A 14,488-nucleotide genomic window follows, 5' to 3' on the forward strand; every position below is an offset into this window, starting at 1 on the left:
TCGCTAGAAAGAATTCACCTTCGAAAACTTTTGTCGTCGATGTATTTAGACGACCGTAGACGTCGGGCGGCCTTGAAGCGTGACATTTCCGAAGATCGCCGCCCAGCAAGCGAGGATTCGGGAGGCGGTGACTTTCACACAGCCTTCTGGTCTGACGCAAAACTGCATGCGCGCGGCGAAGGCGACCTGCCGGCGTTGACTACGGGCCGTATCATGGCGAACAGTCGAAAGCGTAGGCTCTATCCACTTTTGACAGAAGGCTTTCTCGATTGGTGGAATGAACGCCGTCGCTGGATAAATGAACCGTTCCAGGTTCTCAGCCGAAGCGTAAAGGCTCGTCACGTTATTGAGCAATTCGGCTGTACTGTAAAAATCGAAAATCTGTTCTCGGTGCAAATGGCCGATGGGAGTTTTCGGCTCATCTACCCATATTTTTCTGAGCATCCGGAGCTTCGCGAAGAAGCGGCCCGCATCGGCCATTGGGTGATGGGTCAGGCTCTACCCAACTACGATCCACGAGGTTTTCGTATTCTGGATGTTCTTCGAGCACACTCGTTTCGGGCCGAAGAGCATCCTCCGCGCGGTAACGAGGAAGCCGTTTTCTTACGCCGGTATGCGGAGTTGCTTAAAGAGCGACGAGCGTTGGAGGACGGTTGAGTAACCCTTTCACGTAGCGCATGAGGCGCGCCCTCCGTCATGCTGCGCGTGACACCTCTCTCCTCTTTCGCTTGTGCGAGGAACTGGCGCCACAGCCACTAGGACGCGGGGGCCACTGGCTCCGCCAGTTCCCGCCCCGACTTTCGTTCGCTTAGATCCACCGGGTCTATGCGTAATGTTTGCTCAAGCGTGGAGATGCCAACAGGACAAGGCCCCACGATCCTACCGGACATCTCCCCCTTAAGGAGGAGATTAGCAGCGCCTTTATCCATCCCCCATCTTCAGCGCCTCGATGAACGCGGCTTGCGGAATCTCCACCTTGCCGAATTGGCGCATGCGCTTTTTGCCTTCCTTCTGCTTTTCCAGAAGCTTGCGCTTGCGGGTCACGTCGCCGCCGTAGCACTTGGCGGTCACGTCCTTGCGCAGCGCCGAGATCGTCTCGCGGGCGATGACCTTGCCGCCGATCGCCGCCTGGATCGGGATCTTGAACATGTGCTTGGGGATCAAATCCTTGAGCTTTTCGCACATGGCGCGGCCGCGCTTTTCGGCGGCCTGGCGGTGGACGAGCATCGACAGGGCGTCGACCGGTTCGTCATTGACGAGGATCGACATTTTGACCAGATCGCCCTCGCGATATTCGGAGAGCTGGTAGTCGAAGGAGGCGTAGCCCTTCGAGATGGATTTCAGGCGGTCGTAGAAGTCGAACACGACCTCGTTCAGCGGCAGATCGTAAGTGACCATGGCGCGCTTGCCGACATAGCTCAAATCGACCTGAATGCCGCGCCGCTCCTGGCACAGTTTCAGGATCGAGCCGAGATAGTCGTCAGGCGTCAGGATCGTCGCCCTGATCCACGGCTCCTCGATCGTGGCGATCCGCACCACGTCTGGCATGTCGGCAGGGTTGTGAAGCTCGATCACCTTGCCGTCGTTCATGTTGAGCTTGTAGACGACCGACGGGGCCGTCGCGATCAGGTCGAGGTCGAACTCGCGCTCCAGCCGCTCCTGAATGATTTCGAGGTGCAGGAGGCCGAGGAAGCCGCAGCGAAAGCCGAAGCCGAGCGCGGCCGAGGTTTCCATTTCAAATGAGAAACTGGCGTCGTTCAAACGCAGCTTGCCCATGGCGGCGCGCAGATCCTCGAAATCGGCCGCGTCGACGGGGAAGAGGCCGCAGAAGACCACCGGCTGCGCCGGCTTGAAGCCGGCCAAGGCGTTGGCGGTGGGCTTCTTGTCTTCGGTGATCGTATCGCCGACGCGCGTATCCGCCACTTCCTTGATCGAGCCGGTGATGAAGCCGATCTCGCCGGGACCGAGGTCCTCGACCATGACCATCTTGGGCGTGATGACGCCGACACGGTCGACGGAGTATTTCGCGCCCGTGCCCATCATGCGGATCTGCTGGCCCTTCCTGAGCCTGCCATCAATGACGCGGACCAGAACGATGACGCCGAGATAGCTGTCGTACCAGCTATCGACCAGCATGGCCTTGAGCGGTGCGTTCGCGTCGCCTTCCTTCGGGGCGGGCAGCTTGGTGACGATGGCTTCGAGCACGTCGCCGATGCCAAGGCCCGTCTTGGCCGAGATCATCACCGCGTCGGATGCGTCGAGGCCGATCACCTCCTCGACCTGTTCCTTCACGCGCTCGGGCTCGGCGGCGGGCAGGTCAACCTTGTTCAGGACGACGACGATCTCGTGGTCGGCGTCGATGGCCTGATAGACGTTGGCCAGCGTCTGCGCCTCGACGCCCTGGCTCGCGTCGACGACGAGCAGAGAGCCTTCGCACGCGCGAAGCGAACGCGACACCTCATAGGCGAAATCGACATGGCCAGGCGTATCGATCAGGTTCAGGACGTAGTGCTCGCCGTCCTTCGCATCATATTCGAGGCGGACGGTGTTCGCCTTGATGGTGATGCCGCGCTCACGCTCGATGTCCATGGCGTCGAGCACCTGTTCCTTCATCTCCCGGACCTCGAGGGAACCGGTCATCTGGATCAGGCGATCGGCCAGAGTCGACTTGCCGTGGTCGATGTGGGCGACGATGGAGAAATTGCGGATTTTGGAAAGGGGCGTGCTCATGCGCTGGGCCTATAAAGCATCGCCGCGCAAACGGAAACCGGATTTGCAGGTCGATCAAAAATCCGGAACAACGCGACGCAACCATAAGTTTATTTATTTTATATTAACAACTTTTGATTGATTTCTGATTTGTCACCCGCCAAGGTTGCCTCGTTGAGAGGGACCGGGCGTGAGGGGCAATTTGACGGGCTGGCAGGCAACGCCGCGCCTGGATGCCTTTGCATGTCCGCAGATTGGGGGCGGACATGGAAGCGGAGGCTTTCATTGCGCGGTGGACGACGCGCGAAGGCGGGGCCGAACGGGCGAACTACCAGATGTTCCTCGCCGAGTTCTGCGACGTGATCGGGGTGCCGAGGCCCGAGCCGGCGGGGGCTGAGCGCGAGCGCAACGACTATGTGTTCGAGCGGGCCGTGCGGCGGCGCGAGAGCGACCCGGTAAATTCCACGCTGCGGATCGACCTCTACAAGAAGGGCTGCTTCATTCTCGAAGCCAAGCAGTCGCGCCTGCCGGGTGGGAAGAACGCCCTGCCCGCGCAATTGTCTTTGCCCGATATCGATCGCGGTACGACGGGCCGGCGCGGGGCGGCGCGCAACTGGGACGCGATGATGGCGGCGGCGCGCAAGCAGGCGGAGGACTACGTTTTCCTGCTCGACGCCAGTCATCCCGCGCCGCCGTTCCTCATCACCTGCGATGTCGGCCACGCCTTCGAAATCTATGCCGATTTCACCGGCACGGGCCGCGCCTATTCGCAGTTTCGCGGGCGCAAGGGGTTTCGAATCTATCTGGAGGATTTGCGGCGCGAGGAGGTTCGCACGCTGCTGGCCGCGATCTGGACGGCCCCCGCCAGCCTCGATCCGGCACGCGAAAGCGCCCGCGTCACCCGCGCCATTGCCGGCCGGCTTGCCGAAGTCAGCCGGTCGCTGGAAAAGGGCTACGCCCCGCAGGACGTGGCGCTCTTCGTCATGCGCTGCATCTTCTGTATGTTCGCGGAGGACGTGGACTTGCTGCCCAAGGGCGAGTTCACTCGGCTTCTGGACGAGTGCAGATCGTCACCGCGCACGCTGGTGCCGTTGCTCGAAGAGCTATGGTCGAAGATGGACGAGCCGTCCGAGGAGAAGCGGTTCTTCTCCTATTTCCGCACGCATCTGCGCCACTTCAATGGCAATCTCTATCGCAATGCACACGCTTTTCCGCTCGAGGCCGAAGAGATCGGCGAACTCCTGGCGGCGGCGAAGCACAAATGGACCGAGGTCGATCCGGCGATCTTCGGCACGCTTCTGGAACAGGCGCTGGAGCCGACCGAGCGGCGCAAGCTCGGCGCGCATTACACGCCTCGCGCCTATGTCGTGCGGCTGGTGGAAGCGACGGTGATGGAGCCGCTGCGCGCCGACTGGCGACGGGCGCTGAAACAGGCCGACGGCGAGAAGCACGCCGGCAACGAGCGCGGCGCGGCGGCGATCCTGCGTGCGTTTCACCACAGGCTGTGCACCACGCGCGTGCTCGATCCGGCCTGTGGCACCGGCAATTTTCTCTATGTGTGCCTGCAATTGATGAAGACGCTGGAAGGCGAGGTGCTGGAAGCCTTGGCCGACCACGGCGAGACGGGGCTGCTCGGCCTTGACGCGGAAACGGTCGGGCCGGGACAGTTTCTCGGGCTGGAACTCAACCCCCGCGCGGCCGCAATCGCCGAACTGGTCATCTGGATCGGCTTTCTGCAGGAGCACTATCGCACCCATAGCGGGCATCCGGGCGAGCCGATCCTGCGCGCGTTTCGGAACATCAATTTCGGCAGCAAGGACGGGTATGACGCGGTCCTGGCATGGGACGAAGAGGAGAAAGACGGACGCACTGAAAGGTGCTTCGACAACCCGCGCCGCCCCGACTGGCCGGAAGCGGAGTTCATCGTCGGCAATCCGCCGTTTATCGGCGGCAAGGATTTGCGCGCAAGGCTGGGGTCGGACTATGTCGAGACGCTGTGGAAGGCGCATCGCCATATGAACGAGAGCGCGGATTTCGTCATGTATTGGTGGGACCGGGCCGCCGAGCTTCTGACGCGCAAGGGAACAGTGCTGCGCCGGTTCGGGCTGGTGACGACGAACTCGATCAGCCAGGTCTTCCAGCGGCGAACCATCGAACGGCATCTGTCGGCGAAGAAGCCGATCAGCCTGATTTATGCCATTCCGGATCACCCGTGGACGAAAGCGACGAAGGACAGCGCGGCCGTGCGAATTGCGATGACGGTGTGCGAGGCGGGGAAGCGTGATGGGGTTTTGCTGGAGACGATGTCGGAGAGTGGGCTGGATTCGGATGAGCCAATCATTGGCTTTGCCGTTCTGGGTGGTTTGATAAATGCGGACCTAACAATCGGTGCAAACGTGGGGGCCGCAAATAGGCTCATCGCGTCTTCAGAACTCGCGTCACCGGGCGTTAAGCTGCACGGGACCGGTTTCACTGTGACCGAAAACGAAGCGAGGCATCTTGGGCTGAACAGCGTTCCCGGCTTGGAGCGGCACATCCGGCCATATCGGAATGGGCGCGATCTGACAGCGCAATCACGCAACCTGATGGCGATAGACCTGCTCGGGTATAGCGCCGTGGGCGCACGAAACAGCTTTCCTTCAGTTTATCAGCATTTGCTTCAACATGTGAAACCTGAGCGAGATCGCAACAACCGTGCAAGCTACCGCGATAGCTGGTGGATTTTCGGAGAACCAAGAAAGGATTTGCGACCGGCTCTCGAAAACCTCACGCAGTACATCGCAACGGTCGAAACCACAAAGCATCGCGTTTTTCAGTTTCTTGACGCGAATATCCTCGCCGACAACATGATCGTCGTCATTGCATCGGATGACCCCGCGCATCTCGCCATCCTGACGAGCCGTATTCATCGCACATGGGCTCTCGAAGCGGGCGGCACGCTGGAGGATCGACCTCGCTACTCCAAATCCCGTTGCTTCGATCCGTTTCCCTTCCCTGACCCGTCCCCTGCCCTTCGCGCCGCCTTGCGCGCGGCCGGCGAGGAACTGGATGCGACGCGAAAGCGGGTTCTCGAAGAGCATCCGGACCTGACCATGACCGGGCTCTACAATGTGCTTGAGAAGATCAAAGCGGGCGCTTCCTCCACCGCTTCGCGCACCCCCGTGAACGGGGGAGGAACCGCCAGCATCGACGGGGCAGCCCCGCCTTCGATGGCTGGCCGTGGCGGAAATGGAATTGGCGACGAGCATGGCGTTGGCGAACCGGTGCTCACCGCCAAGGAAGAAGACATCAAAACGCGCGGGCTCGTGCTGATCCTGAAAGAGCTTCACGAGACGATCGACCGGCTGACGGCGGAGGCCTATGGCTGGGCGACGGAGATGGAGGACGGTGAGATTCTCGCGCGGCTCGTCGCGCTCAATGCCGAGCGGGCGCGGGAAGAGGCGCGGGGCCATGTGCGCTGGTTGCGGCCGGATTATCAGGAACCGCGCTTCGGCAAAGCAAAGACGGAGCGGGCGGAGGAACTGCCGCTGGCGGCAAGCGTCGTTTCGATCGATCGCGGACTGCCCGCATTTCCGAACCGGCGCGAGGAACAGATCCTCGCCGTCGCCGATGTGCTCGCGGCGAATAGTGCGCCGATGCGGGCGGCGGAAATCGCGCGGGCCTTCAAGCGCGGCGGAAAGCGGATCGAGCCGAAGGTCGAACAATTGCTCGGCGCGCTGGCCCGCTTCGGCCATATCGTTGCGCTGCCGGACGGCCAGTTCCGGACGCGCGAGCGCGAGCGGTTGGCCGCATGAAAAGCGCCGCTTATGCCGCAACGTAAGAGTCAAGACGGCGCGGCATAAAATGAATCGAATGGCTGCGACAAGGGTTGTCGTATCCGGACGCGTGCTCTAGGTTCGCCTTTCATAAGTCATGAACAAGACCATTTTCCGCCGCTATTTTCAAAATAAGCGCGGTGGGATCGGTCTTGATTTTTCCATTTACATCCGACCTGGGATTTGAGCCGACAATCGCGCATGAATATCAAAGTTGAAGCGAAATCGATTTTCAAAGTCTTCGGCAACGAACCGAAGAAAGCTCTCGAACTGTTGAGCGGCGGAAAGAGCAAGGAAGAGATTTTCGAGGCGACGGGCAACACGATCGGCGTGCAGGATGCTTCCTTTACCGTCGGCGAAGGCCAGATTTTCGTGGTAATGGGGCTCTCGGGTTCGGGAAAATCCACGCTCGTGCGCATGATCAACGGGCTGGTCACGCCGACCTCCGGCGAGATGCTGATCGACGGCACGGACGTCGCCGATTGCTCGGCCAAGACGATGCGGGACGTGCGTCGATCCAAGATCGCCATGGTGTTCCAGCACTTCGCGCTGTTTCCACATATGAGCGTGGCCGACAACGTCGCCTACGGGCTGAAGATCAAGGGCATCGGGGCCGACGAGCGACGCGCCAAGGCGGAAGACGCGCTCGCGCAGGTGAGTCTCAGGGCCTATGCCGACAGCTACCCGGACGAATTGTCCGGCGGCATGCAGCAGCGCGTGGGCCTTGCACGCGGGCTCGCCTCCGAGGCCGAAATCCTTCTGATGGACGAGCCTTTCTCCGCGCTCGATCCGCTCATCCGCCGCGACATGCAGGACGAACTCCTCGAACTCCAGCGCGCCCTGAAGAAGACCATCATCTTCATCACCCACGATCTCAACGAGGCGCTGATCCTCGGCGACAAGATCGCCATCATGAAGGACGGCCGCTTCGTGCAGGTGGGCACCGCCGAGGACATCGTCGCGAACCCGGCCGACGATTATGTCGCCGCCTTCACCGCCGATATCGACCGCGCACGCGTTTTCACCGCAGGAACCGTGATGGTTCCGGCCGAAGCGCTCGACCTTGCCGCCGACACCGCCGAGACGGCGATGGCGCGCATGGAAACCCTTGGCCGCGACGCGCTGCATGTCGTCGAAGACGGCAGGCCGGTCGGCATCGTCGCCTATCGCGACCTTTCGGCATCCGTTCGCAAAAATGGAGGCGCGCTCAAGGGCGCGATGATCGCCGATTTTCCGGCGACGACCCGCTCGACACAGCTTTTCGACCTTTACGGGCTCGCCGAAACCGGCCTGCCGATTGCCATTACCGACCGGAAGGGCGAACTCGTCGGCGTCGTCGCGCCGCAGGACGTATTCGCCAAGCTGGCTGCACCGGCCGCGGCCTGACCGCCGCGCCCGCCCGAATTTACGATCAAACAGGAGGCGCGCGTGTTCAGCCCCGCCGACATTCTCACCATCCCGCTCGCAGACTGGGTCAACAGCTTCGTGCGCGAGTTCCTGGTGCCGAACTTCCGGCCGTTCTTCCGCTCGCTGCAATGGCCGATCACGCAGGTGCTGAACGGGCTCGACACCCTGCTCAACGCCATGCCGATGCTGGTGTTCACCGCGATTCTCGCCGCCATCGCCTGGCGCACGGCCGGGCGCGGCGTCGCGCTCTTCACGCTCGTCGCGCTTGCATTCATCGACATGATCGGGCTGTGGCGTGAGACGATGACGACGCTGTCGATGGTTGTGACGGCCGTGTTGTTCTGCACAATCATCGGCGTGCCGCTCGGCATCATCGCCGCCGGCAGCAACCGGTTCCAGGCATTCCTGCGGCCGGTGCTCGACATCATGCAGACGATCCCGTCCTTCGTCTATCTCGTGCCGATCGTCATGCTGTTCGGCGTCGGCGTCGTGCCGGGCATCATCGCGACGATCATCTTCGCCATTCCGCCCATCATCCGCCTGACCAATCTGGGCATCCGCAATGTGCGCGAAGACCTCGTCGAGGCCGCGCGTTCCTTCGGTTCGACGCGCTGGCAGATGCTGTGGGACGTCCAGTTCCCGCTGGCGCTCAACACCATCATGGCCGGCCTCAACCAGACGCTGATGCTGGCGCTGTCGATGGTCGTCATCGCCGCGCTGATCGGCGCGGGCGGGCTCGGACTTACCGTCTTCACCGGCCTTGGCCGTCTCGACGTCGGCAACGCAACCGCCGGCGGCGTCGGGATCGTGCTTTTGGCGATCATCCTCGACCGCATCACACAGGCGCTGGGCGAGCCCGGCCGCATGAAGAAGACTTCGCTCAAGGCGACGCTTCTCAACCTCTTCTCGCCGGCACGGCAGACCCGCGCCGGCGAGGCCTGAAGCGGGCCGGTCCGCGGACCGCTTCACAAACCCTGTTTGACCGCAGGCAACATAAGACACCAAGGGAGATTTCGACCATGAAGACATCCACCTTCAAGAAACTGCTCATCGCCAGCGCCTCGGCCGCCGTGCTCGCGGCAACGCCGATCGTGGCCAGCGCACAGGACAATCCCGGCGAAGGCACCACGGTGCGCATGGCACAGCCCACCTGGGACACGGCCTGGTTCGAAACCGAGGTCTACAAGCAGGTCCTCGAGGAACTCGGCTACACGGTCGACGGCCCGACCTCGCTCGACAACCCGCTCTTCTATCAGGCCGTCGCGCAGGGCGACGTCGACCTTTGGGTGAGCGGCTGGTTCCCGCTGCACAACACCTATCTGCCGACGATCGAGGGTTCGGCCGAAGTGATCGGCGCTGTCGCCGAGGGCGGCGCACTGGAAGGCTACCTCGTCTCGAAGGCGGCCGCCGACGAGTTCGGCATCACCTCGCTGGAGGACTTCAAGCGCGACGAGGTCAAGGAAGCCTTCGACCGCGACGGCGACGGGCTTGCCGACATGGTCGCCTGCCCTCCCGGCTGGGGCTGCGAACTCAACATCGAACACCATCTTGACGCGTACGAGTTGCGCGACCACGTCAACCCGATCAAGGCGAGCTACTCGGCATCGATGGCCGACGCGATCGCCGCGCATGAGGCGGGCGAGCCGATCCTGTTCTACACCTGGACGCCGAACTGGACCGTCGACGCTCTCGTTCCGGGCGAGGACGTGGTGTGGATCGAGGTGCCGGAGGTCAACCTGCCCGAGGAGATCATGGATCTCGCCGACGCCGCGACGCTTGAAGGCGTGGAAGGCTGCGTCAACGATCCGTGCATGCTCGGCTTCCCGGCCAACGACATCCAGCCGGTCGCCAACTCTGCGTTTCTCGAAGAAAACCCTGCCGTCCGCGCGGTTCTGGAAGGCGCCTCGATCCCGGTTACCGACATCTTCGCGCAGAACGCGTTGATGAACGACGGCGAAGGCTCGGCGGAAGACGTTTCCCGCCACGCCGCCGAGTGGATCGAGAACAACCGCGAGGCCGTCGACGCATGGCTCGAAGAGGCGCGCAACGCGTCGTAAGCGATTGCGACAGCGAATAGGAAAAGGCGGGTCTTATGGCCCGCCTTTTTCATTGCGATCTTCGTCGTGATCAGTCGCCCTTGGCCATTGCCGGCGGGCCGCCGAGCGCGTCTTCGCCGACATAGGCTTTCGGCAGGTTCGTCTCGGCTTCCTTTTCGGTCTCGTACCATTGCTCATAGCGGTAGAGGACGAGTTGGTCGCGCGAGAGGCCGCGCAGGAGGCCGTACATCATCACCAGAATGACGAAGGCGAAGGGGAAGCCTGCCACGACGGCCGCCGCCTGCAAGGCCGACAGCCCACCGGCAAGCAGCAATACCGCCGCGATGGCGCCCTCGCTGATCGCCCAGAACATGCGCTGAATCTTCGGTGGATCAGCCTCGCCGCCGGCCGTCAGCATGTCGATGACGAAACTCGCGCTGTCGGATGACGTGACGAACCACATGACGATCATGACAATCAGCAGGCCTGTGATCACGCTCGTAAGCGGATAAAAGTCCATCAGACGAAAGATCGCGTTTCCATAAGCTTCGCGTGTCACCTCGATCAGGCCGGGATTGCCTGCCAACTCCATGTTGATCGCTACACCGCCAAAGGCAGTAAACCAGAAGAACATGATCGTGGCCGGAACAAACAGCACGCCGAGCGTGAATTCGCGAATCGTGCGGCCTCGCGAAATACGCGCGATGAAGATGCCGACGAAAGGCGACCACGAAATCCACCACGCCCAGTAGAAGATCGTCCAGTCGACCTGCCAGTTGGTCCCTGAATAGGCTTCCGACCAGAAGGAGAAATAGACGAACTCATTGATGTAGTTGCCCATATTTTCGACGAACGAATCGAAGATGAACAAGGTGGGGCCGAAGATCACCACGAAGCCCAGAAGTGCGAACGAAAGCTGGATGTTGAAATTCGATAGGCGTTTGATGCCGGCATCGAGACCGAGCATCACCGAAACGGTCGCCAGCAGCGTGATGAAAGCGATCAGCAGGATCTGGACATACACATTGTCACCGATGCCGAACAACGTGGTGAGGCCCGAATTGATCTGCATGACGCCAAGTCCGAGCGAGGTGACGACGCCGAACATGGTCCCGAAGACAGCGAGAATATCGACCGCATGCCCCCACGGACCATAGATGCGCTCGCCGATGATCGGGTAGAGCGCCGAACGGATCGAAAGCGGCAGCCCCTTGCGATAGTGGAAATAGGCGAGTGAACAGCCGACGACGCAATAGATCGCCCAGCCGTGAAAGCCCCAGTGCAGGAAGGTTAGAACCATGGCCTGCTCGGCCGCGGCGACGCTTTCGGGTTCCTGAAGCGGCGAATCGTAGAAATGGGTGAGCGGCTCTGCAACGCCCCAGTAGATGAGGCCGATGCCGATGCCGGCCGAAAACATCATCGCTATCCACGAAAACAGGCCGTATTGCGCTCTTTCCGTCTGAGCGCCCAGGCGAACCGAACCGTAGGGTCCCAGCGCCAGATAGAGACTCAGAACCACGGCCATGTTGGTGACGATGATCAAAAACCAGCCGAAATAGTCGGCGATTCCCGACTGAGCGCCCGAGAATACCGCTCCCGCCGTCTCGGGAAATATCGCGCCGAAGATGATGAAACCGACGATCAGAAGCGCCGAAACGGAAAAGACCGGGACGCTCACATGGGAAAACGGCCCCAGGCGCCTGGTCGCGACTTTATCTGTCATGAAAACGATGTCCCCCGGAGCGGATGCCCCGACTAGCTTGAATTCTGACGCACCCGTCCCTCCAACGGACGCGCCGACCGGGGGGTTAATGTGGCGGAACGGTGATGGTTCCGCCGTCGATCAGTCGTAGGTCAGTTCCGTCGCTTTGCCGCCGAAGACCCGGTACGCAAAGATCGAGTAGCCGATGATGGTCGGCAGCACGAAGCAGGTTCCCACGAGGATGATCGCGAGGCTTTCGGGCGCGGATGCGGCCTCCCAGATCGTCATGCGCTCCGGCACGACATAGGGATAGAAGGAGTAGGCCAGCCCCGCAAAGCCGAGCGTGAAAATGCCGGCGAGCGTCAGGAACGGCGTGATCGAGTGCTCGTCCTCCTTGTAGGGCAGGCGGAATGTCAGAAACCAGAGCCATACGAACATCGCGCCCGTAATGATGGGCAACGGCGCAAGCCACATGATTTCGGGCCAGGTGAACCATTTTTCGAAGATGCGCGTCGAGGCGAAGGGCGTTGCCAGCGACACGGCGACCATGCCGACGGCGGTGAAGGCCAGCGCCAGACGCAGGAATTTCACGGCCTTGCGCTGCAATTCCCCTTCCGTCTTGTAGATCAGCCAAGCCGCGCCCATCGCAGCGTAGGAGGCCGCAAGACACAGCGCCACCAGCGCGCCGAACCCGAAGGAAGCGAGGTCGCGGTCGAGGCCCAGCACATAGACGCCGAGCATGTAGCCCTGCGCGAGCGACGCCGTGAGCGAGCCGGCAAAGAACAGGAAATTCCAGCGGCGCTTGCGATGTACCGGCACCTTCGCGCGAAAATCGAACGCCACGCCGCGAATGATCAAGCCGAGCAGAAGCACGAAGACCGGGAGGTAGAGCGAGGTCAGTATGATGCCGTGCGCGACGGGAAACGCCACGAGCAAAAGCCCGACTGCAAGCACAAGCCACGTCTCGTTCGCATCCCAGAACGGCCCGATCGAATTGATCATCGTGTCGCGCTCGTCGTCGGTCGCGACGGCGAACAGGATGCCGATGCCCAGATCGAACCCGTCGAGGATGACGTAGATCAGGATCGACAGCCCCATGAGACCGGCGAAGATGAGAGGCATTGCGACATGCCAGTCGATGGTCATCAGATTCGTCCCCAATCGAAACGGCCATGTCGCAGCCCCCTCACTGGCCTGCCGGCCATCTCTCCCCTGAGGGGAGAGAGGACACGCGTCAGCCACGCGATCGCTCCTGCAACGAAGATGATTTTAGCAGACCTCGATGCCAGCGGCTCTCTCCCCTCAGGGGAGAGATGGCCGGCAGGCCAGTGAGGAGCGGCGCGAGACATCCTACTCCCCCGCCACCGGCTGCGACAGCGGTTCGTCCTCGACGGCGGGATCGGGCTCGTCGTCGCCTTCCTTGCCGGCTTTCAGCGCCAGATGGGTGAGGACGCCAAGATAGACGATCATGAGCGTCAGATAGAGAAGCACGTAGATCGTCAGCGTCAACGCAACATGGGTGCCGGGCACGTCGCGGGCGACGGCGTCGGCGGTGGTAAGCACACCCGAAACCAGCCAAGGCTGGCGGCCGATCTCGGTCGTGTACCAGCCGGCGAGCGTCGCGATCCAGCCGGAAAACGCCATTCCGGCGAAGACGTAGGCCATCGGCATCGGCAGCTTCCCGCGACGGTAGAGGTAGTAGCTGCCGACCCAGGAGCTTGCCAGCATCAGCATGCCGATACCGACCATGATGCGGAAGCCGAAGAAGACCGGGGCGACGGGCGGATGCTCGCCCTCGAAATCGTTGAGGCCGGGGACGACCCCGTCGATCGAATGTTTCAGGATCAGGCTCGCGCCGTTCGGGACCGCGATCTCGAAACGGTTCTCGCGTGCGTCCTCGTCGGGCCAGGCAAAGAGCACCAGCGGGACGTTGGGACGCGTCTCCCAGTTCGCTTCCATCGCCGCGATCTTCTGCGGTTGGTGCTCGAGCGTGTTGAGACCATGAAGATCGCCGACGAAGATCTGCACCGGGATCAGGATCGCGCCCATATAGACGCCCGTCTTCAGCGCCTTGAACATCGAGGCGGATCGGTCGCCCTTGATATAGCGAAGTGCCGAGAGACCGGCGATCAGGAACGCCACGGTGAGGCCGGACGCGATCAGCATATGCGTCAGGCGGTAGGGGAAGGACGGGTTCAAAACGATCTCGAACCAGTTGGTCGCATGCGCCACGCCGTCGCGCATCTCGAAACCGGCGGGCGTCTGCATCCACGAATTCAAGGCAAGAATCCAGACGGCCGACATGGTGGTGCCGAAGGCGACGAGGAAGGTCGCAACCGTGTGGACGCGGTTCGACACGCGGCGGAAACCGAACAGCATGATGCCGAGGAAGACGGCCTCAAGGAAGAACGCCGTCAGCACCTCGTAGGCGAGCAACGGACCGGCAATATTGCCGACCGTTTCCATGAAGCCTGGCCAGTTGGTGCCGAACTGAAAGCTCATCGTGACGCCGGAGACGACGCCGAGGGCAAAGGACAGCGCGAAGACCTTCACCCAGAAGAAATAGGCTTTCATCCAGGCGTGGTCGCCTGTGCGGTTGAATTGCAGCTTGAAGAAAAGAAGGACCCAGCCGAGCGCGATGGTGATCGTCGGGAACAGGATGTGGAACGAGATGTTCGCGGCAAACTGCATCCGGGATAAAATGAGCGGATCCATGACGCACAGTTCCTTCAACTGTTGGTGAAAAGAACATAGGCCATGAGCGCCGCGGGTCAAAGCGCCGGGCTGTCACAGGGGCGCGATGTCGCGCTGCGGCATTT

At 61.7% G+C, this 14,488-nt stretch carries 9 protein-coding genes; 5 read left to right on the top strand and 4 right to left on the bottom strand.

All coding sequences use genetic code 11. The annotated features are described in order from the left end of the window. The first annotated feature begins 72 nt into the window (after positions 1 to 72). Entirely contained in the window at positions 73 to 657 is a 585-nt protein-coding gene (locus GTW25_RS10865; RefSeq protein ID WP_252912136.1) for a hypothetical protein, read from the top strand. Between the two features lie 264 nt (positions 658 to 921). Here the strand turns inward: GTW25_RS10865 and lepA are convergent, their stop codons facing one another. Continuing rightward, complete coding sequence (gene lepA / locus GTW25_RS10870) at positions 922 to 2,730, bottom strand: translation elongation factor 4 (protein ID WP_252912137.1); 1,809 nt, start codon at positions 2,728 to 2,730, stop codon at positions 922 to 924. Positions 2,731 to 2,975: 245 nt separating this feature from the next. Here lepA and GTW25_RS10875 point away from each other — a divergent pair, with 245 nt between their 5' ends. The 4 genes from GTW25_RS10875 (at position 2,976) to proX (ending at position 9,988) form a co-directional block, all read left to right on the top strand. Continuing rightward, positions 2,976 to 6,503, top strand: coding sequence for a class I SAM-dependent DNA methyltransferase (locus GTW25_RS10875; RefSeq protein ID WP_252912138.1), 3,528 nt, complete (start codon positions 2,976 to 2,978; stop codon positions 6,501 to 6,503). A gap of 222 nt (positions 6,504 to 6,725) precedes the next feature. Then, positions 6,726 to 7,910: a quaternary amine ABC transporter ATP-binding protein gene (locus GTW25_RS10880; RefSeq protein WP_252912139.1), complete on the top strand. Its 1,185-nt coding sequence runs from the start codon at positions 6,726 to 6,728 to the stop codon at positions 7,908 to 7,910. 42 nt (positions 7,911 to 7,952) lie between these two features. After that, on the top strand, positions 7,953 to 8,873 hold the full coding sequence (locus GTW25_RS10885; protein ID WP_252912140.1) for an ABC transporter permease: 921 nt from the start codon (positions 7,953 to 7,955) through the stop codon (positions 8,871 to 8,873). Positions 8,874 to 8,950: 77 nt separating this feature from the next. Next, complete coding sequence (proX, locus tag GTW25_RS10890; RefSeq protein WP_252912141.1) at positions 8,951 to 9,988, top strand: glycine betaine/L-proline ABC transporter substrate-binding protein ProX; 1,038 nt, start codon at positions 8,951 to 8,953, stop codon at positions 9,986 to 9,988. A gap of 70 nt (positions 9,989 to 10,058) precedes the next feature. Here proX and GTW25_RS10895 read toward each other — a convergent pair whose 3' ends face one another. The 3 genes from GTW25_RS10895 to GTW25_RS10905 all read right to left on the bottom strand — a co-directional run bounded on the left by GTW25_RS10895 (position 10,059) and on the right by GTW25_RS10905 (position 14,384). After that, positions 10,059 to 11,690, bottom strand: coding sequence for a BCCT family transporter (locus tag GTW25_RS10895; RefSeq protein WP_252912142.1), 1,632 nt, complete (start codon positions 11,688 to 11,690; stop codon positions 10,059 to 10,061). A gap of 120 nt (positions 11,691 to 11,810) precedes the next feature. Next, positions 11,811 to 12,815, bottom strand: a complete 1,005-nt coding sequence (locus GTW25_RS10900; protein WP_252912143.1) for a cytochrome d ubiquinol oxidase subunit II — start codon at positions 12,813 to 12,815, stop codon at positions 11,811 to 11,813. Between the two features lie 204 nt (positions 12,816 to 13,019). Further along, positions 13,020 to 14,384 (bottom strand): cytochrome ubiquinol oxidase subunit I, encoded by a 1,365-nt coding sequence (locus tag GTW25_RS10905; RefSeq protein ID WP_252912144.1) that lies wholly within the window; start codon positions 14,382 to 14,384, stop codon positions 13,020 to 13,022. Positions 14,385 to 14,488 lie beyond the last annotated feature (104 nt).

It is taken from the genome of Aliihoeflea aestuarii, assembly GCF_024105665.1.
Lineage (GTDB): Bacteria > Pseudomonadota > Alphaproteobacteria > Rhizobiales > Rhizobiaceae > Aliihoeflea > Aliihoeflea aestuarii.

What these genes read in the sequence shown, in the direction of transcription:
- lepA (WP_252912137.1), bottom strand. Translation starts at nt 2,730, where the DNA reads ATGAGCACGCCCCTTTCCAAAATCCGCAATTTCTCCATCGTCGCCCAC.
- GTW25_RS10875 (WP_252912138.1), top strand. Translation starts at nt 2,976, where the DNA reads ATGGAAGCGGAGGCTTTCATTGCGCGGTGGACGACGCGCGAAGGCGGG.
- GTW25_RS10880 (WP_252912139.1), top strand. Translation starts at nt 6,726, where the DNA reads ATGAATATCAAAGTTGAAGCGAAATCGATTTTCAAAGTCTTCGGCAAC.
- proX (WP_252912141.1), top strand. Translation starts at nt 8,951, where the DNA reads ATGAAGACATCCACCTTCAAGAAACTGCTCATCGCCAGCGCCTCGGCC.
- GTW25_RS10895 (WP_252912142.1), bottom strand. Translation starts at nt 11,690, where the DNA reads ATGACAGATAAAGTCGCGACCAGGCGCCTGGGGCCGTTTTCCCATGTG.
- GTW25_RS10900 (WP_252912143.1), bottom strand. Translation starts at nt 12,815, where the DNA reads ATGACCATCGACTGGCATGTCGCAATGCCTCTCATCTTCGCCGGTCTC.
- GTW25_RS10905 (WP_252912144.1), bottom strand. Translation starts at nt 14,384, where the DNA reads ATGGATCCGCTCATTTTATCCCGGATGCAGTTTGCCGCGAACATCTCG.